19 protein-coding genes and 1 pseudogene are annotated in these 17,231 nt (G+C 68.5%); 7 read left to right on the plus strand and 13 right to left on the minus strand.

What is annotated here, in order from left to right; translation table 11 throughout:
- Nucleotides 1-64: 64 nt before the first annotated feature.
- The 5 genes from ACTXG6_RS09220 to ACTXG6_RS09240 form a co-directional block, all read right to left on the minus strand.
- The gene (locus ACTXG6_RS09220; protein ID WP_445187335.1) at nucleotides 65-1,276 is read right to left on the minus strand and encodes an MFS transporter; all 1,212 of its coding nucleotides are present in this window, start codon (nucleotides 1,274-1,276) and stop codon (nucleotides 65-67) included.
- Nucleotides 1,273-1,599, minus strand: coding sequence for a nitroreductase/quinone reductase family protein (locus ACTXG6_RS09225; protein WP_445189961.1), 327 nt, complete (start codon nucleotides 1,597-1,599; stop codon nucleotides 1,273-1,275). Before ACTXG6_RS09225 ends, ACTXG6_RS09220 begins: the two co-directional genes overlap by 4 nt.
- 174 nt (nucleotides 1,600-1,773) lie before the next feature.
- Entirely contained in the window at nucleotides 1,774-2,127 is a 354-nt protein-coding gene (locus tag ACTXG6_RS09230; RefSeq protein ID WP_445187336.1) for a VOC family protein, read from the minus strand.
- A 32-nt stretch (nucleotides 2,128-2,159) separates the two neighbouring features.
- A complete protein-coding gene (locus ACTXG6_RS09235) occupies nucleotides 2,160-2,909 on the minus strand; it encodes an SDR family NAD(P)-dependent oxidoreductase (RefSeq protein WP_445187337.1) in 750 nt (249 codons plus the stop codon).
- Nucleotides 2,910-3,003: 94 nt separating this feature from the next.
- Entirely contained in the window at nucleotides 3,004-3,138 is a 135-nt protein-coding gene (locus ACTXG6_RS09240; protein ID WP_445187338.1) for a hypothetical protein, read from the minus strand.
- A gap of 132 nt (nucleotides 3,139-3,270) precedes the next feature.
- Between ACTXG6_RS09240 and ACTXG6_RS09245 the strand changes: the two genes are divergently transcribed.
- On the plus strand, nucleotides 3,271-4,002 hold the full coding sequence (locus ACTXG6_RS09245) for an SDR family NAD(P)-dependent oxidoreductase (protein ID WP_445187339.1): 732 nt from the start codon (nucleotides 3,271-3,273) through the stop codon (nucleotides 4,000-4,002).
- Between the two features lie 136 nt (nucleotides 4,003-4,138).
- Here ACTXG6_RS09245 and ACTXG6_RS09250 read toward each other — a convergent pair whose 3' ends face one another.
- Nucleotides 4,139-4,453: an STAS domain-containing protein gene (locus ACTXG6_RS09250; RefSeq protein WP_445187340.1), complete on the minus strand. Its 315-nt coding sequence runs from the start codon at nucleotides 4,451-4,453 to the stop codon at nucleotides 4,139-4,141.
- Nucleotides 4,454-5,221: 768 nt separating this feature from the next.
- Between ACTXG6_RS09250 and ACTXG6_RS09255 the strand changes: the two genes are divergently transcribed.
- Nucleotides 5,222-6,430: a DUF2637 domain-containing protein gene (locus ACTXG6_RS09255; protein ID WP_445187341.1), complete on the plus strand. Its 1,209-nt coding sequence runs from the start codon at nucleotides 5,222-5,224 to the stop codon at nucleotides 6,428-6,430.
- Nucleotides 6,431-6,517: 87 nt separating this feature from the next.
- On the opposite strand, the gene ACTXG6_RS09260 is transcribed toward ACTXG6_RS09255, so the two are convergent.
- The gene (locus ACTXG6_RS09260) at nucleotides 6,518-8,032 is read right to left on the minus strand and encodes an amidase (RefSeq protein ID WP_445187342.1); all 1,515 of its coding nucleotides are present in this window, start codon (nucleotides 8,030-8,032) and stop codon (nucleotides 6,518-6,520) included.
- Between the two features lie 75 nt (nucleotides 8,033-8,107).
- The gene (locus tag ACTXG6_RS09265) at nucleotides 8,108-8,323 is read right to left on the minus strand and encodes a hypothetical protein (protein ID WP_445187343.1); all 216 of its coding nucleotides are present in this window, start codon (nucleotides 8,321-8,323) and stop codon (nucleotides 8,108-8,110) included.
- Between the two features lie 544 nt (nucleotides 8,324-8,867).
- On the opposite strand from ACTXG6_RS09265, the gene ACTXG6_RS09270 reads away from it, so the two are divergent.
- On the plus strand, nucleotides 8,868-10,406 hold the full coding sequence (locus ACTXG6_RS09270; protein ID WP_445187344.1) for a CYTH and CHAD domain-containing protein: 1,539 nt from the start codon (nucleotides 8,868-8,870) through the stop codon (nucleotides 10,404-10,406).
- 124 nt (nucleotides 10,407-10,530) lie between these two features.
- Here the strand turns inward: ACTXG6_RS09270 and ACTXG6_RS09275 are convergent.
- The 5 genes and pseudogenes from ACTXG6_RS09275 to ACTXG6_RS09295 all read right to left on the minus strand — a co-directional run.
- Nucleotides 10,531-10,983, minus strand: a pseudogene (locus tag ACTXG6_RS09275) (MFS transporter); the annotation flags it as partial.
- Between the two features lie 131 nt (nucleotides 10,984-11,114).
- Nucleotides 11,115-11,753 (minus strand): HD domain-containing protein, encoded by a 639-nt coding sequence (locus tag ACTXG6_RS09280; protein ID WP_445187345.1) that lies wholly within the window; start codon nucleotides 11,751-11,753, stop codon nucleotides 11,115-11,117.
- Between the two features lie 495 nt (nucleotides 11,754-12,248).
- Complete coding sequence (locus ACTXG6_RS09285) at nucleotides 12,249-12,434, minus strand: helix-turn-helix domain-containing protein (protein WP_445189962.1); 186 nt, start codon at nucleotides 12,432-12,434, stop codon at nucleotides 12,249-12,251.
- A gap of 193 nt (nucleotides 12,435-12,627) precedes the next feature.
- Nucleotides 12,628-13,176 (minus strand): carbonic anhydrase, encoded by a 549-nt coding sequence (locus ACTXG6_RS09290; RefSeq protein ID WP_445187346.1) that lies wholly within the window; start codon nucleotides 13,174-13,176, stop codon nucleotides 12,628-12,630.
- An 87-nt stretch (nucleotides 13,177-13,263) separates the two neighbouring features.
- Nucleotides 13,264-14,199, minus strand: a complete 936-nt coding sequence (locus ACTXG6_RS09295) for a GlxA family transcriptional regulator (RefSeq protein WP_445187347.1) — start codon at nucleotides 14,197-14,199, stop codon at nucleotides 13,264-13,266.
- A gap of 166 nt (nucleotides 14,200-14,365) precedes the next feature.
- On the opposite strand from ACTXG6_RS09295, the gene ACTXG6_RS09300 reads away from it, so the two are divergent.
- From ACTXG6_RS09300 to ACTXG6_RS09315, 4 genes are read left to right on the plus strand one after another with little or no spacing between them, the layout of a single operon-like run.
- Entirely contained in the window at nucleotides 14,366-14,740 is a 375-nt protein-coding gene (locus ACTXG6_RS09300) for a DUF5313 family protein (protein WP_445187348.1), read from the plus strand.
- Between the two features lie 21 nt (nucleotides 14,741-14,761).
- Nucleotides 14,762-15,610 (plus strand): helix-turn-helix domain-containing protein, encoded by an 849-nt coding sequence (locus tag ACTXG6_RS09305; protein ID WP_445187349.1) that lies wholly within the window; start codon nucleotides 14,762-14,764, stop codon nucleotides 15,608-15,610.
- Nucleotides 15,611-15,620: 10 nt separating this feature from the next.
- Nucleotides 15,621-16,571, plus strand: a complete 951-nt coding sequence (locus ACTXG6_RS09310) for an NAD-dependent epimerase/dehydratase family protein (protein ID WP_445187350.1) — start codon at nucleotides 15,621-15,623, stop codon at nucleotides 16,569-16,571.
- Nucleotides 16,572-16,628: 57 nt separating this feature from the next.
- Complete coding sequence (locus ACTXG6_RS09315) at nucleotides 16,629-17,225, plus strand: dihydrofolate reductase family protein (protein ID WP_445187351.1); 597 nt, start codon at nucleotides 16,629-16,631, stop codon at nucleotides 17,223-17,225.
- Nucleotides 17,226-17,231: the final 6 nt, after the last annotated feature.

Raw genomic sequence — 17,231 nt, forward strand, 5'->3', positions numbered from 1 at the left:
CGGTTATGTGCGCTGTGCTGGATGTAGTCCGGCGGCCAATAAGCTTCCACGATCGGCCCCCGATTCAGATCTTGTCGACAGGGACAGGCTTGCTGAGTGCCGCGAATGTGATGAGTGCGAGAGCGGCGAGCGCGGCGCCGGTGAACATGGTGGTGGAGACAGTGGCAGCATCGACAATGCGGCCGCCGACTAATGCTCCCAATGCAAGGGAGATCTGGAACGTGGAGATGTAGAGCGCCGAGCCACCTTCGGACTTGATCCGGTCGGCGGTGAACACCCACGTCTGCATCGCTACGGGCAGGGCGCCGTAGCTGAGGCCCCAGAAGGCCAGTACCAAGAATGCTCCGGGTGTGGACAGGCCCAGCAGGGGCATGGCGAGGATCGAGAGACCGAGGACGGTGATGACCGCGAGGATGGTGGGGCGCATTCGGGTGGCCAGCGGCCGCCCGACGGCGAAGTTGCCCACGATTCCCGCGACGCCGTACAGCAGCAGGAACAGGCTGACCAGCCCGGCGCTGACCCCGGTCCGCTGCAGCAGGAACGGCTCGATGAAGGTATAGGCCGCGAAGTTGCCGACCACCAGCAGCAGCGTCGCGATCAGCCCGGCCCGGCCGTTCGGGCCGCGCAGCACCGAGGCCAGCTGGCGGAAGGTCACCGGCTGGTCCACCCGCAACGGTGGCAGGAACGTCACCTGCAGGGCGAGTGCCGCGAGCCCGAGCACCGCCGTGGCCAGGAACGCGGTCCGCCAGCCGAACAGGCCACCGAGGTAGGTGCCGAGCGGAACCCCGAGCACGGTGGCGATGGACACCCCGGAGAAGATCAGCGCGGTAGCGCGCCCCGCCGAGGCCGGCCCCACCAGACGCCCGCCGATGCTCGCGCCGATCGCCCAGAACCCGCCGATACCCAGGCCCAGGGCGAACCGGGCGAGCAGCAGGACCCCGATGTTCGGGGCGAACGCGGCGACCACGTCGGCCACGATGAAGGCGATGCTCATCAGCGCGAGCACGATCCGACGGTCCAGGTTGCCGACCGCGACGGTGACGAGCGGTGCCGCCGCGGCCGCGACGAGCCCGGGAACGGTGACGGTGGTGCCCGCCGCCCCGATCGAGACCTGCATGTCGTCGGCGATGTTCGTCAGCAGCCCGACCGGAATGAACTCGTTCGTGACCAGGGTGAAGGTGCCGAGCGTGACCGCACCGACCCCAATCCAGCCGGTGACGCCCGCCCTGTGCCCGTGCTCGGTCGAGCTGGGTTTTTCCGTATCGCGGGTGGTCATCGTTCCGGGTCCGGTTCGAGGAGCAGGATCGGGATTTCGCGTCCGGCTCTGGCTCGGTACTCCGGGAAGTGCGGCCATCGTGATTCGGCCAGTTCCCAGGCTTCCGCTTTCTCCGCGCCGAACACTTCGCGGGCGCGCAGGGAGTGCACCGTGGTTCCGTCCTGCAGGCGCAGCCGAGGGTGGGTGATCAGGTTGCGGTACCAGGCGGGGTGGTTCGGTGCGCCACCGGCGGAGGCGACGGCGAGGTAGGTGCCGTCGCGCTCGATCCGCATGATCGGTGTTTTGCGGATGTTGCCGCTGGTGGCGCCGGTCATGGTGAGGATGACGACGGGGCGCCCTTCGAGAGTGCCGTCCGCCGGTGGCTTCGTAGAGCGCCACCTGGTCTCGGACGCGCTCGCTGGGGCTGGGCACGTACTGCTGCGCGGCCTGGTCCTGGTGTGGGTGGTTCATCGTTCTCCCGTGCTGGTGGGTGTTGTGCGGCGGGCCGCCGGGCTCAGTCAGTCGGCAACCAGGTCGAACTCGTTGCCCTCGGGGTCGCGGAAGGTGGTCCACCGCGCGGCGCCCTTGGCGGCGTCGTTGACGCGGGTGGCGCCCAGGGACAGCAGTCGCTCGGTTTCGGCGGCGAACTGGCCGCTGATCAGGTCCAGGTGCAGCCGATTTTTGATCGTCTTGGCCTCGGGGACCTGGTGGAACGCCAGCCGGGGGCCGTGGGCGGAATCGGTTGAGTCGATGGCGGCGAACTCAGCGGTTGGCGCTGCGTTCACCGTTCGACCGAGGACGTCGGCCCAGAACTGGGCGAGCTTGGCGGCGTCGGAGCAGTCGATGCTCAGGCCGATCACGGAGTTGGTCATGGTGGAGTCCTTTCAGCGGTCGGGAGGTGGATTCAGACCTGGGCCATGCCGCCGTCGACGGCGAGGTCGGTGCCGGTGACGAAGCTGCTCTCGTCGGAGGCCAGGAAGTAGGCGGCGGCGGCCACTTCTTCGGGCTGTCCCATGCGGCCGAGCGGGATGACCGAGGCGAAGGCGGCGCGGATGGCGTCGGCGCCTTCCTTGGTGTCGGCCTGGCCGTCCATGATCGGGGTGTCGATCGGCCCGGGGCTCAGGGTGTTGATCCGGATGCCCCGGTCCTTGAACTCCTGGGTCCAGGTGCGGGCGTAGGAGCGCACCGCCGCCTTGGTCGCGCTGTAGGTGCTGTAGCCGTTGATGCCCTTGTAACCGGCGATGGAGCCGACCAGGACGATCGAGCCGCCGTCGCGCATGAGTGGCAGCGCCTTCTGCGCGGTGAACAGGGCCGCCCGGGCGTTCAGGTCGAAGGTCTTGTCGAAGTTTTCCTCGGTGACGTTCCCGAACTCCTCCGGCTCGACGCGACCGGAGTTGGCGACCAGGATGTCGAGCTTGCCCTTCTCCTCCAGGACCGTCTGGAACAGGCGGTCGAGGTCGGCGGTGCTGGTGGCATCGGCCCGCACGGTCGTCGCGTTCTCACCGAGCAGGGCCTTCGCCTTGTCCAGTTCGGACTGCCGTCGGCCGGTGATGAAGACGTAGGCGCCTTCCTTGACGAACCGCTGCGCGGTGGCCAGGCCGATGCCGCTGCTCCCGCCGGTGACGACGGCGATCTTTCCGTTCAGTCCAGACATGGTGAGACCTTCGCTGTCGCTGTTTTCGGTCGGATGACCTGACAGCGACACTGCGCCCGCGACGGCCGTGCGACATCGCACGGCCGTGCGATACCTAGTTCTGCGCGGCCGGTTCCGCGGCGTGCGCGGCGAGCACGTGGGCGCCGCGTCGCAGGCGGCGCAGCACCGCATGCAGCACGGCGAACTCCCAGTCGCGCCCGTGCGGTGCGGTGGTCGTGGATCTCGCCACGCCCGAGAGTCCGGCACGTCGGCCCGACACTCCCGGCTGAGGGATCACATGTTCGTGCGGTGCTCCAGACCCGGTCCGGAGGAAGGCTGCAATTCGCTGGCCACCGCCATTGAATAGCGAAGGAGCACCACCATGACCACCAGTCAGAGCTTGAGCGGCCGGATCGCCCTCGTCACCGGCGCCACGTCCGGCATCGGGCGCGCCACCGCCATCCAGCTGGCCCGCGAAGGCGCCGAGGTCATCGTGCACGGCCGCGATCCGGAGCGGGGTGAGCAGGTCGTCGCCGAGATCGCGGGGGCGCTCGGAAAGGCGCGCTTCGTCGCGGCCGACCTGTCCGACCCGACCGAGATCCGCCGGCTCGCCGACGAGGCCGGCGAGGTCGACGTGCTGGTCAACAACGCCGGCATCTCCTGGTTCGGCCCCACCGCGGACCTCGACGTCGCCACCTACGACGCGCTGTTCGACAGCAACGTGCGGGCCGCGTACTTCCTGGTCGCGGCGCTGGCACCCCGGATGGCGGCCAACGGCGGCGGGAGCATCGTCAACGTGGCCAGCATGGTGGCCGCCATCGGCATTTCCGGCGCCGCCGCCTACGGCGGCACGAAGGCGACGCTCGCGGCCATGACCCGCTCCTGGGCGGCCGAGTTCAGCCCCCGGGGCGTGCGGGTCAACGCGGTCGCCCCGGGCCCGGTGCACACCGCCGCCGATCCGGCACGCATCGAGGCCCTCGGGGCCACCACGCTGCTCGGTCGCGCGGCCAAGGCGGAAGAGATCGCCCAGGTGATCACGTTCCTGGCGTCGCCGGCCTCGGCCTACGTCACCGGCGCCACCGTCGCCGCCGACGGTGGCCGGACCGCCGTCTGACCGGCGATTGCCTCATCCGCCTGGGCCGCCCAGACACTGATGATCGAGCGCGTCGATGCGGTGCTGATCATCGGCCTGAACCGTCCGGCCAAGCACAACGCCTTCGACCTGACCATGCTCGGCGAGCTGGCCAGGTCTACGGCGTATCGGGGCGTTCACCGAGCGTCAGGTGATCGTTGAGCCCAGTCAGGTCCAGGATGCGCCGGACCGTTCGCGTTGGTCGAGTCAGCGTGATTTGGCCTCCCGCTTCGGCGTACTCACCTGCGATGCGGACAATGGCCTCCAGACCGGTGACCCCGAGAAACTTCAGGTGCGACAGGTCGAGCACCAGGAATCGGCAACCGTCCTGGCGGAACTGGTCGAGGACGGTCTTCAGCCAGTCGGTGGAGGCCATGTCTAGCTCGCCATACAGGAGCGCCCGCCCGTGCTCAGCGTCGAGGGACAGTTCCACGCCGAGTACCGCGTGACGATGTATCGGCTCAACCGATGACGCCAAGGCTGAGAACCTCATGCACAACCGAAGGTCACCGTCGCGATCATCAGCGTCTGGTGGTATTGGCGTCGGCAGGTTCGGGGACTCGCCATAGGTCACCTCCAAGATCGGTACGGTGCCGGACCGGGTGAGTCCGCGGAGCGGACAAGGGGGGAGCGTGCCGGTCCGAATGTGATCACCGGTTGAGCGCGGTGACTGTGAAGCATCCTAGGAAGGGCCTGTCGGGCATGGTTGCGTTCCTGAAAATCACTACCGTCGAATGCACATCCCGGTGGGCTCAACGGTGGCAGAGACTGCGAACGCCATGCATCAGCCGTCCAACTGCACCACCGGGCTCTCAGCAGATCAAAGTCGAACATCATCCGACGTACCTCGAGTCGCCAAGGACGAGGTTCTTCGATGGTGGACAGCCGCCGAACAACCCAGCTGTGCCGCTGGGCGCGGCCTGGCGCCACGAAATATCAGTGCGCTGGGTGGGTGCGTCAGAATTTCATTTCCGCTCGGACAGGGTCGTCTGATGGATCGGCTCCGCGAAGTGCTCGTCCAGCGGGCGTCGCTGCCCGCGCGTGCGGGAACCCGACCTACCTAGGGTGAACCGCGACCGATCCCCGGCGTTGCTATACGAACGAGGGGGCCTTGTGTATGTCAGATACTGACACTGCGGCGAACCCAGCAACCTGCTCTCAGCGAGGCAATCGATGGCGCCGGTTCACCGCGGCATTGCCGATGCGTACCTCGCTACTGGCTGTGGGTCTGGTTTGGCTGCTGGGCTGCGCCTGGTCATTCCAGGAACAGAGCGCGTTCGCCGCCGCCAAGGGCTTCACGTTCCCGCACTTGTTGCCACTGGTCATCGACGGGTTCGCGGTATCCATGGCCGGGGTGTCCTGGGCCGCGTCCCTAGATGCCCGCCCCGCGATCGCAGCCCGATTGGCCACCGTCGTCGCGGTCAGCACCTCCTCCGCCAGCAACGGCGTCTGGGCCTACCTGCGCGCCCACCACGACCCGGCGACGGTGGCCCTAGGGGTAGCGGTGCCGATCGCGGCGAACATGGCCTTTGAGGTACTCCTGGCCGAGCTTCGCCGACAGGTGCAACGCCGCCGCGGTCTGCCACCCCCAGTCGCGGTGCCCTTCCCCCGGGTGATCCGGTTGGTCCTCGCACCATGGCAGACGTTCCGGGCGTGGCGCACGATGGTGCTGGCGATCACCGCCACCGAACACACCCCCGCCCAACAGGACTCCGCCCAGCCCGGAGACCTCGGTGCAGCCCCTAGCCAGGCCGACGAGTCAGCGCCCCCGATCACCAACGGGCCGAGGCCACAGGTCACCAGCACGCCGCCGCCCGCCCCAGCACCGCTCACCGCTACGACCAGGGTGGCGGCGCCGGAACCCACACCACATCCACCAGCGACACCGCTCCCAGCCGGGCCAAATCACCCGCCGCGCCACGCCGCTAAACCCGCCCCGCGCCGCTCCCCCGTGAAAGCGACCGCCGTGAAAGCGGCCGAGGAAACCCTCACCGCCGCCGGCGACACGTCCCCTATGACACCGGGATCCAACGGGCACCGCCGACCGCCCGACCTACGCATCGCCGCACTCGCCCAACACCTCGCCAACACACAGGACGCCGACGAGGTCACCGGCGAGCAGGTCGGACAACTCCTGAGCATGGACATCTCACCCCGCACCGGACGGCGACTACTCGGCGCAGCCCGCGAACTACTCGACCAACACCCCCCAGCCCGCCCCGCCCGGACCCCTGCGCAGGGGCAACGCCGGACGCCCAACAGAGACGACAAGAAATACGACAAGAACCGTCCCGAGCTGGGCTGGGCCGGACTGGGTCTCGCACACACCAGACGCCCGGGCCCCCCGGACATCGACAACGACATCGCCCCCGCGACAATCTCGGCCGGCCAACCAAGCGGGACATTCTGAGCAACCAAGCTGGGGCACCCGTCGATGAGGTGGGCGGCCCACCGGTACGTCCCCTCGGCCGGTGAGCCGCCTGCCGCAGTCTTGCGGTCACGCAGACACCGGCGTGGACTCCGGGATGTGCCGGTGCGCGCCGATCTCCTCGAAGCCGTGGGCGACCGCGAACATGGTCGGCTCGTCGTAGGGCCGGGCCAGGATTTCCATGCCCACGGGTAGTCCCGCGGTGCTCAGTCCAGCGGGCACGGTGACAGCGGGCATCCAGCTCTGCGACCCGATGACGGTGTTGGTCGGGAAGTTGAGGGTGTTCCACAGACCTGAGTCTGTGTCCTCCCGGGTCGGTGGTTCCACCTGACAGGTGGGGTACACCAGCGCGCTGAGCCGGTGGGACTCCATCAGGTTGACCAGCAACTTCATGAATGCTTCACGGGCGTAGTACGCCCGGTGGTAGGCCGGGTCGGTGAACGGGTCGTCGGGGCCGGCGGCAAGGGCCTCGAGCAGGTCGAGCTTCGGGTGGTACCGCTTCGAGGAGACGATGTCCTCGACGGAGCTGGCTGGTGCACCGGTCAGACCCGCGAGCCACGCGTCGATGTCGTATTTGGACTTGATCGTGTACATCGACGTGCGCCCGATCCAGCCCGCGAGGTCATCGACAGTGACATTGATCAGCTCTGCGCCCGCCGCGGTCAACTGCGTCAGCGCTGCGCCCATCACCTCGTTGACTGGCCGGGCATTGGGATCGTTCTCGGCGCCGAATGCGCTGCGCAGCACGCCGATGCGCCGGTCCACAAGGGCGTCTGGTCGCAAGCAGTTGAGGTAGGACGCCGGTGCGCGGGCGACAGAGTAGGCGTAGGTGAGCTCGTCCACAGGGTCGAAGCCGGCCATGACGGTGAACAGCCGTGCGGCGTCCTCGACGGAGCGGGTCATCGGCCCAATCGTGTCCTGGACGCTCACGAGGGGATTGCAGCCGGCGCGGCTGATGACGCCCGGCGTCGAGCGGACGCCGACCAGGTTGCAGAACGACGCCGGGAGGCGCACCGAGCCACCGCAGTCTGTTCCAAGGCCGGCCGTGGCGAAGCCCGAGGCGACGGCCGCGCCGGTACCGCTGCTCGAGCCACCGGGGTCTCGCAGGAGGTCGAAAGGGTTCTTCGTCGTACCGCTGCGCGAGGAGTAGCTGAACCACGACGTCGCCCAGTCCGGCAACGTGGTTTTGCCGAGAAGGATCGCTCCTGCGGTGCGTAGTCGGGCCACGACCGTGGCGTCGGTGGCTGGCCGGTAGTCGGTGAAGATCTCCGATCCGAAGGAGGTGGGCATGTCGGCCGTGTCCAGACAGTCCTTCACCACGATTGGGATGCCGTGCAGCGGACCAGTAGCACGACCGTCCGCCAGCGCTCGGTCAGCTGCCTCCGCCTCCCGCAGAGCCGCCGGGTTTATCGTGACCATCGCGTTGAGAGCCGGTCCCGCGGCGTCGAACGCGGAGATCCGGTCCAGGTAGGCCGCGACCACCTTGCGGGTTGTGATCGCACCCGAGAGCAGCGCCGACCGGATCGTCTTGATGTCGGCCAGCTCCAACGGAGTGCCGTTGATCAACATAGTGTCCTCCAGCATGGGCATGGGCACCGTGTGTCGAGATGATGTCACCCGGCCGGCGCCGGCCGAGTTCAGCCGCGCGGACCGCTCCGGTCAGCCTCGGACCCGTCGCCGCAGCAGCAGCCCGGACTGCACCAGCAGCGTGATGCCCGCGATGACCAGGACCACCCCGATCACCAGCCACCGTGGCGAACCACTCATGAAGCTGCCACCCCACAGGTTCAGGCCTTGCAGCGTCCACACCACGCCGAAGCGCAGCAGCGCAAGACCCAGCACCACATACAGCACAATCTGAACCCATCGCGTCATGGATGAATAATGCGCCAGAGATGGAAAGCGTGCCCGACGGATTCTGAGAAATTTCGGACAGTACGCCGTTATTGATCTGAGGAAATGTTCCTAGGATCGTAATCTCTTTTTGCGCCCATTTGTGGGCGCGTGATGACCACAGTGGAGCTGACATCGGGTTCGCGACTATCCCGGCTGCACCAACATCACCCGCCGCAGCAGCGGCCGCTGTCACGTTCATCGCTACGCCGATCGAGGCTCTCGCCCACCATTGCCGAGACCTGAGTCTGTACCGCCTCCGGCGGCGGCAGAAAGCGAAGCCTCCGAGTCGGGGGACAAATGCACAAGGTTCACGGCCGGTAAGGCAGCGGCCGTAGATCCGCGCCACCGTGGGCGAGGAGGCGCAGTTTCTTGCCGGCCTCGCGGGTCTTGTGCAGCGCGAGGTCGCGCTCCGCACCGGCGTCGAGTGCCTCGGCGGCTCGCGTCCGCTCGGCGAACGACCGGCAGGCCGGTCGATTTCGCGCGGCAGCGTTGAAGGTGAGGTCAGGGCGGGTACGCCTGTGTCATGGGCGAGTCAGTGAACGTGGTGCGTGAAACGGAACGTAAGTACGAGGCGGGTGAGGCGTTTCAACTGCCGGACCCGCCGGTGCTGCTCGGCCTGGATGGGGGTGCCGGCGCTGAGCGGCAGCAGCTCGAGGCGGTCTACTTCGACACCTCGGACCTGCGGTTGCTCCGCGCCGGTGTGACGCTGCGGCGCCGCGTCGGCGGACCGGACCAGGGCTGGCACCTGAAGCTACCCGCGGGCGCGGACAGCCGCGACGAGCACCGGCTGCCGCTGGCCGGCAACGACCGAGTGGACCCGCCGGCGGAGTTGGCCACGTTGGTCCGGGTGCACTCCCGAGGCGCGGCACTGGCGCCGGTGGCACAGCTACACACCACCCGGCGGCGTTGGTTGATGTCCGACTCGGCGGGTCGCGAGCTAGTCGAGCTGGTTGAGGACCAGGTCAATGCGCACACCATGGGAGCAGAGACCACCGCGGTGTCCTGGCGCGAGGTCGAGGTAGAGCTGGCTGAACACGGCCAGGCGAAGCTGCTCGACCGAATCGAGAAACAACTGCTCACGGTCGGGGTGCGCCGCTCGAGGTCCACGTCCAAGTTGGGCCGGCTGCTCGCCGACCGGCTGGCCACCGAACCGGGGAAGAAGCCGAAGCTCAAGCCCGGCTCCGCCGGTGTCGTGGTGCTGGACTACCTGCGTGAGCAAGCCGAGCGGTTGCGTGCCCAGGATCCGCTGGTCCGCCGCGACGCCCCGGACGCGGTGCACCAGACACGAGTCGCCGCGCGCCGTATGCGCAGCGCGCTGCAGGCCTATGGCAAGATTATCGACCGGGAAGCGACCCGAGGCCTGACCGACGAACTCAAGTGGGTCGGCGGCGAGCTCAGCACGGCCCGCGACAGCGAGGTCATCGAGGAACGGCTCACCGAGGTACTCACCGAGCTGCCCGAGGAGCTGGTGATGGGCCCGGTGTCCGCCCAGGTCACCCGCACAATGCAGCGGAGCCGGTCACAGGGCCAGGCCGCGGCCCTCGCTGCGCTCAACAGCGACCGGTACCTGGCCCTGCATGATGCGATCGACGCACTGCTGAGCGACCCGCCGCTGACCCGGCGGGCCAAACGCCCCGCGCGGCGCGAGCTGCCCAGGCAGATGGGCCGCGCCTGGCGCCGCCTCGCCAAGCGGATGCGAGCCGCCGAATCACTCGACGCCGGCCACGAGCGCAACACCGCGCTGCACGAGACCCGCAAGGCCGGCAAGAGGTTGCGCTATGCCGCCGAGATCGCGGGCCCCGCCGTTGGTAAACCGGCGAAACGGCTCAAGCGCCGAGCCAAGACCGTCCACAAACTGCTCGGTGACCACCAGGACGCCGTCGTGGCCCGGCCGGTAATCCGGGAACTCGCCGCCCAGGCACACCTCGACGGCGGCAACGGGTTCACCTTCGGCATCCTGCACAGGCTCGAAACCAACCGGGCAGACCAAGCCGAACAGGACTTGTCCCACGCCTGGAAGAAGCTACGCAAACCCAAGAACACCAAGTGGCTCAAGAGGTGAAGAAGTTCGGCTCAGGTCGGACAGTGGTCGCCTCGCGGCCGTTGACCACCGATACCGAGGGTGAGTCCGAGCGCCTGTGCACGCAGCCAAGGTGGGTACGAGCGGTCGACCACCGAGTTGAGCACTACCAACCCGCCCTGAGCGCCGTGAGCGCGGGAAAGACGTACCCGTCGGGACGCGGAGTCAGCTGAACGAGCACCCCCGCTACACCGCCGCCGATGGCCAGGCCGAGGCTCGTGCCCACCGCGGTCATCGTCGGCCCCAGGTGCGGGCGGTCCGCGGGTGAGAACTCCACCAGTCCGGCGGCGAGGGCGCCCGTCGCCGCTCCGGTGGCGATGTCTTGCACGGTCCGCGCTATGACGAGCGGGATCACCCCGTCGGCCGCCCAGAAGATCGCCGTGGAGGCCGCCGCCACCAGAAGGGAGGCGACCAACACCGGACGGCGACCGAGGTGGTCGCTCAACGAGCCGACCGTCAGCAGGGCAGCGAGCAGTCCGGCGACGTACACGGCGAAGACCACCGTCAGTGTCGTCACCGAGAAGCCCCAACGCTGCAGGTACAGCGGGTAGATCGGCGAGGGGGCCTCGCGGCCGCCATCATCAGCACGTTGGCGAGGACGAGCAGGGTGAAGGACGCGCCTCGTCCGGGACGACGGCCGTCCTTGCGGCGACTCACACCATCATCGCGGTGTCTTCCGTGGTGTTCCGGTCAGCTCGGCCAGGCCGAGCCGACGATGCGCTCGACGGTGGTCGTGCGCTGGAAACCGGGGATGAAGTGCTCGAGAACGTCGGAGTTCACGGTTCCGTTGGTGGTTTCCGGGCGGTTTTTCTGCCCGTCGAAGTAGGTCCGCAGGAACTCGTTCTTGAAGTCGCCTCGCGGATGGACGGCGAGAATTTCCCCCACCTGATCGGTGTCGAGCCCGTCCAGGCCGAAACCGAGCACCTCGGTCAGCACACCGAGATACATGGAGGCGATCTCGGGGCCCATCCGTTCGGGAATTCCCGGCGTTGTGTGCAGGGCGATCGTCGTCCACACGGTGTCGGCGGCGGCCGTGGAGAAACCGCGCTCGAGCAGGAACTTCCGCGCGTGGTCGGCCCCGTCGACCTCGAAACGCTGCTGCACATCGGAGAAGGGCGTCAGAAGACCGGTGTCGTGGAACATGGCAGCGAGGTAGAGCAGCTCGGGATCCGGTTTCACCCCGAGCTTGTGGGCGTGGATCTCGCTGAAAAGGAAAATACGGCGGGAATGGTGGTAGATGAGGGGGCTGGTCGTTTCCTGGATGAGTCGCGTCGCATCGGCGACCGCCGCCGTCTCAGGAACCTGCAGCCCCGCGATGACCTCGGACATGGCCTCGTCGCCTTCCGGGAACGGTTACTGGAATGTGTGCGTCCATGCTGCCGACCATTCCGCGTTTGACGCCGCATCTATCCGGCCAGGAATCCCTCAGATCCGGACGGGCGGGAACCGCGGCGATCGTGCTGCTGTCTCCGACCGGTGACGACGTCACGTCGAACCTCGGCGTCGGGCTCGCGGTCGAGGGCGCCCTCTCGCCCGAGCCGGCGCCGCACACGTTCCTGGTGCCAGGCTCGTCCCTTACCCGCGCACGGTCGTACCTCAGGACCTGGCCGAAGCCGTGCGGGTGCCGGCACGAGCCGGCCGGGTCGCGTCGATCTGCACAGGCGCCTTCAATCCTCGCCGCCGCCGGTCTGCTCGACGGCAAGCGCGCGACCACGCACTGGAAGGTCACGCACGAGCTCGCCGCCCGGTACCCGACGTGCCGCGCGCCAACGCGGAACAGCGCTGAGCTGACGCGCATCCCGCCGCCCGGCGTGACGGACCGGCCTAGCCGACGAACGCGTCCACCGAGCCTCGGGGTAGTCGCAGAGATTGACCTACGCGGATCGCCGCTAGCCGACCCGCGTGGATCAGCCGGTACACCGTCATCTTCGAGACTCGTAACGTCACGGCGACCTCGTTCACGGTCAGCAACTCGACAATCTCGCCCCGCTCGTGGTGGGCCCGGTCGATCGCCGCCCGAACCTTCTCGTCCGTCGCGTTCGGGATCTCCTCGATCAGTTCACCCGTCGACGGGTTGATGACTGCATACATGAGGGTGCAAGCCTTCGCTCTCTGCAGCGCCCACCGCGCACTACTGCGCGGACGTACATGCCATACTGTATACACCTACACCCACGTTGGGGTCTGGTCAAGACCCGGTGCCTCAGCCATCCTTGCGGGACTTTGGGCCGACCACCTCGGTGACCAGCCCGGTCGCCAGGTCGTAGACGTGGCCAGAGACTCTGATGTTCGGGTCGACCATCGGCGACGCCAGCAGACTGGTTACGTCGGCCGCCACGGTGGTCGCCGGGTCGAGGACGGCCAGCGCCGCCAGCGCGGCATCGTCGTAGCCACCTTGATCAGCGAACGCATGGCGCAACGCGTCGTCGGCCAGCAGCCCGGAGCCGCAGTCGGTGTGGTGGATGACGGCCAGCTCGAACCACTCGGCGTCCGGGGTCTTGGCCCGATGCAGATGGCTGATCCAGCCCACGTCCTGCAGCACCGCTGGGGTGACTCGGCCGCCGACATTGCGGTCGACGATGGCATCACCGAGCTGCAGGCCGAGAACGGCGGCCGGGTCCACCCGAGGATCAATGCAGGTAATCACGAAGGTCTGCCGATTGGGGATGAACGGGATGGTCGGCACGCGGTCCCGGGCATTGGTGCGGGCGAAGGCTCGGTTGCGCTCCAGGAGCATGTCGATGTTCGTCATGACCACCACCCTGCGCCGCGCCGGCCGAGCTGACGAGAGGCCCGACAGCCAACGACGGCAAGATTGCTGCCAGGCCGGCGACGCAGGTCAGCCGGACGAGCGGAACGCCGCACGATAAGCGCTCGGTGTGGTGCCGGCGTGGCGGGCCAGCTGCGCGCGCAGGCTCACCGCCGTGCCCAGCCCGCAGCGGCGGGCGATCTCGTCGACGGCCAGGTCTGTGGCCTCGAGCAACCGCTGCGCCTCCAGCACCCGCTGCAGGTTGAGCCAGCGCATCGGGGTCATGTTCGTCTCTGCCCGAAACAGCCGGGCGAAGGTGCGCGGGGCCATGGCTGCGTGCCGGGCCAGGTGGTGCACGCTCAGCGGGCGGTGCAGCTCGGCCACCGCCCAGTCGCACGTGCGGACCAGCCCGGCGCCCGGCTCGGGCAGTGGCCGATGGGAGAACTGGGCTTGCCCGCCGGGCCGGTGGAAGGCCACCACCATGCGTCGGGCGACCTCGGCGGCGGCTGCCGCGCCCCGGTCGAGCCGGTACAGGTGCAGGCACAAGTCGATGCCGGCGGTGATTCCGGCGCTGGTCAGCACCTGTCCTTCGTCGACGTAGAGTACGTCGGGATTGAGCCGCACCGCAGGGAACCGGGTGCGGAACTCCTCGGCGTGCTCCCAGTGCGTGGTGGCGCCCCGGCCGTCCAGCAAACCCGCCGCGGCCAGCGCGAACGCCCCCACGCACACCGAGGCGATACGAGTGCCCCGGGCCGCGGCCGCCCGCAGCGCATCGAGCACGGCGTCCGATGGGTCATCCAGCGGGCCGAAGCCGGGCACCACGAGCGTGTCCGCCTGGGCGAGCGCGTCCAACCCGGCCGGCGCCTCGATCCCAAATCCGGTGGTTGAACACACTGGACCGGCCCGCTCGGCGCAGACCACGAAGCTGTAGTGCTCCCGCTCGTCCACATGCCCGAAAATCTGCGCCACGACCGAGAGGTCGAACGCGACAACCGAAGGCAACGCCAAGGCCACCACCCGATGCACCGGCCGGATCCTAGTGTCCTGAGTCGGAAGTTCCGACTCAGGACACTAGTAGCGCAGGTCAAACGCCTGACTCAGGAGAACATGCCAACCCGTTCGGCGCGGCGCGGTCGGGTAGTCAGCTAGGTTGCGCTCACAGTTGGAGCGTCGGCAGCGGAGGTTGACGGCCGTGAGGAATCGTGCGGAGCTTCCCCGGCATCCTGGTGTGCTGCGCTGGTTGTGGTACGCCCTGAGCGGGCGCCTGCCGGCGGAGTACCGCGACTGGGTGCTCTACGACCTGACCACCCCGACCTGGCCGCTGCGGCACCTCGCCCGGTTGTTGACGCTCGTGGTCCCCCTCGACGTGATCTTGATCGCGCTGCTGCCCTGGCCGCTCACCATCCGGGCGATGGGTGTCGTCTTCGGCTCGATCGTGGGCCTGCTCTTCACCTTCGTCTTCCTCGAAGACTCGACGGATCGACGTGCGACGAAGTTCGGATACCCGACCGGTACGGCACAGGCGGTCCGAGAACGGCGAGCCCGGGAACGTCGTGCCAAGGGATGAGACCCGGCAAGGATGGTTGGGGTGGCTGAGAAATCGTCCTATGTGGATTGCGCGCCGACGCCTGCGCTCGCCGCATTCGCATCGACCGTCTGGATCCAGCAGGTCGGCGATCGGCCCGTGGCGCAGCGGCACGTGCCACATGGCGGCGCCGAGGTGCGGTGTGTGCTCGGCGAGGCGCCCCGGCTGCTCGGGCCGCGGACCGCGGCGACGTATCAGGAGATTCCGGCGGGTGGCACGGTCGTCGGGGTGCGGCTGCGTCCGGGCGTGCTCGGCGGTCTCGTCGGGATGCCGGCCGACGAGCTGGTCGATCAGGACATCGCGGGCACCGACATCTGGCGCGACCTGGCCCGACTGACAGATCGTCTCGGGGAAGCCGCCACACCGCGGGCCGCGCTCGACCGGCTCCAGTCGTTCGTCGCGCGATCCGCCGGCGAACCGGACCCGTTGGTGAACGAGGCCGTCCGGAACCTCATGCCGTGGCACGACAGCGGAACGGCCGCTCTGCCCGCCTTGCTGTCGATCTCCGAACGCCAGTTGCGGCGCCGATGCCGGGCAGCGGTCGGCGTCGGCCCCAAGGAGTTGCACCGCATTCTTCGTTTCCAGGGCTTCCACGCCCGCGTCCTGGCGTCGGTCGCCCAGCAGGGCGCCGCAGACGTCGATCTCGCGCGGTGGGCCGTCGAGACCGGATACCACGACCAGGCGCACCTCAGCCGCGAGTGTCGCCGGATCTCGGGTGTGACGCCCGGCGAGTTCCTCGCGCAGTCACGCGCCGCGTGCACCTGCGGGCACGACCACGCTGCATCCATCGGCCCGATGCTGCGCCCCGGGGATGGCCGTTTTGTACAAGCGGGCCGACTGACTCCGTCCTAGCGTCGCGATCATGATTCTCGTGACCGGCGGCCTGGGTTCCATCGGGTCGCACACCGCACGGGCTCTGCTGGACCTGGGCGAACCCGTCGTCCTCACCGCGCACCGGTCCACCGAACTGCCCGAGTACCTCGCCAACGAGCCTGGCGGCCGGGTCGTCGTCGAGCCGCTGGACACCACGGATGAGGCGGGCTTCCTCGACATCGGCAAGAGACACGAGATCACCGGCATCGTTCACCTGGCGGCGGCCCGCTACGACCTGCGCGATCCGGTCGAGTACCTGCGCGCCGACACCCTCGGCCTGCTCAACGCACTCAAGGCGGCGACCGTGTGGGGCGTGCGGCGGTTCTCCGTCGCAAGCTCTATCGCCGCGTACCTGGGGGTGGACGAGGTCCCGTTACGCGAGGACGCCCCGCTGCCGGTGGTGGCAGCGCACCAGATCCCGGTGTTCAAGAAGACCGCCGAGCTGTTTGCCGCGCTGGTCGGCGAGAGCTCCGGGTTCGACGCGGTGAGCCTGCGGATCGGCACCATCTGGGGGCCCCTCGGCCCGCCCGACAACCCGTTCACCCCGCTTCCCCGCCTGCTCAGCGCCGCGGTCTGGGGCCAGGACCCCGATCTCACTCCACCTCGCCCGTCCGCGTGCGCCGAGGACGGCACCGACCTCTGCTACGTGAAGGACTGCGGCAGGGCCATTGCGCTGCTCATGCTCGCGGAGCGGCTCAACCACCGCATCTACAACGTCTCGAGTGGACGCCTGGTGCGCTACCGCGAGGTCGTCGCGTCCATCAATGCCGCGGTTCCGGGCGCGAACCTCTCCCTTCCAGAAGGGCGCAATCCCGGGCGGCCGCCGGACAACTACCTCGACACCACCCGGCTGCGGGCGGACACCGGCTTCCGGCCGGAGTACGACGTCGAGCGCGCCGCGGCGGACTACGTCGACTGGCTGAGGGCACACGACCACTAGCCCACCGCGCCGGAACCGGCGCACGTGATCGTCCCGACGTTCGGCTGAGGAGCGGAGATGGCCAGAGTTGTCATACAGGCGGTCGTGTCGGTGGATGGCTTCATCGCCTATCCCGACGACACGGTCGGGCCGCTGTTCGACTGGTACTTCAACGGCGACACCGAGTTGTCCGCCAGAGCGAGCGGCTGGACGTTCCGTGTCTCGCGGACGTCGGCCGACTACGTCCAGCCCTTCTGGGACGCCGTCAAGGTCACGGTGATCGGCCGTCACCTGTTCGACACCACGAACGGCTGGGACGGCAAACCGGCCGCCGGCGACGAACTGGTCGTCGTCACCCACCGGCCGTTGCCCGACGAGTGGCTCGCCCACCACCCGGACGCACCGTTCCACACCGCCGACTCGGTCGAGGCGGGTATTGCGCTCGCCAAGAAGCTCGCGGGCGACGGTCTCGTCTGCGTGACCGCCGGTGACCTCGGCGGGCAGGCGTTCTCGGCCGGGCTGGTCGACGAGGTCGCGATGGATGTCGTCCCGGTGGTTCTCGGCGCAGGGGTGCGCTTCTTCGGCAGCCATGCCGGCACCGTCCTCCTCCAGGATCCCGACCAGGTGGTCCAGGGCGACCGCGTGCTGCATCTGCACTACGAGGTCAAGCGCTGACCGGCT

Source organism: Pseudonocardia sp. Cha107L01 (genome assembly GCF_052566575.1).

What these genes read in the sequence shown, in the direction of transcription:
- ACTXG6_RS09220 (WP_445187335.1), bottom strand. Translation starts at nt 1,276, where the DNA reads ATGACCACCCGCGATACGGAAAAACCCAGCTCGACCGAGCACGGGCAC.
- ACTXG6_RS09230 (WP_445187336.1), bottom strand. Translation starts at nt 2,127, where the DNA reads ATGACCAACTCCGTGATCGGCCTGAGCATCGACTGCTCCGACGCCGCC.
- ACTXG6_RS09235 (WP_445187337.1), bottom strand. Translation starts at nt 2,909, where the DNA reads ATGTCTGGACTGAACGGAAAGATCGCCGTCGTCACCGGCGGGAGCAGC.
- ACTXG6_RS09245 (WP_445187339.1), top strand. Translation starts at nt 3,271, where the DNA reads ATGACCACCAGTCAGAGCTTGAGCGGCCGGATCGCCCTCGTCACCGGC.
- ACTXG6_RS09255 (WP_445187341.1), top strand. Translation starts at nt 5,222, where the DNA reads ATGCGTACCTCGCTACTGGCTGTGGGTCTGGTTTGGCTGCTGGGCTGC.
- ACTXG6_RS09260 (WP_445187342.1), bottom strand. Translation starts at nt 8,032, where the DNA reads ATGCTGGAGGACACTATGTTGATCAACGGCACTCCGTTGGAGCTGGCC.
- ACTXG6_RS09265 (WP_445187343.1), bottom strand. Translation starts at nt 8,323, where the DNA reads ATGACGCGATGGGTTCAGATTGTGCTGTATGTGGTGCTGGGTCTTGCG.
- ACTXG6_RS09270 (WP_445187344.1), top strand. Translation starts at nt 8,868, where the DNA reads ATGGGCGAGTCAGTGAACGTGGTGCGTGAAACGGAACGTAAGTACGAG.
- ACTXG6_RS09280 (WP_445187345.1), bottom strand. Translation starts at nt 11,753, where the DNA reads ATGTCCGAGGTCATCGCGGGGCTGCAGGTTCCTGAGACGGCGGCGGTC.
- ACTXG6_RS09290 (WP_445187346.1), bottom strand. Translation starts at nt 13,176, where the DNA reads ATGACGAACATCGACATGCTCCTGGAGCGCAACCGAGCCTTCGCCCGC.
- ACTXG6_RS09310 (WP_445187350.1), top strand. Translation starts at nt 15,621, where the DNA reads ATGATTCTCGTGACCGGCGGCCTGGGTTCCATCGGGTCGCACACCGCA.
- ACTXG6_RS09315 (WP_445187351.1), top strand. Translation starts at nt 16,629, where the DNA reads ATGGCCAGAGTTGTCATACAGGCGGTCGTGTCGGTGGATGGCTTCATC.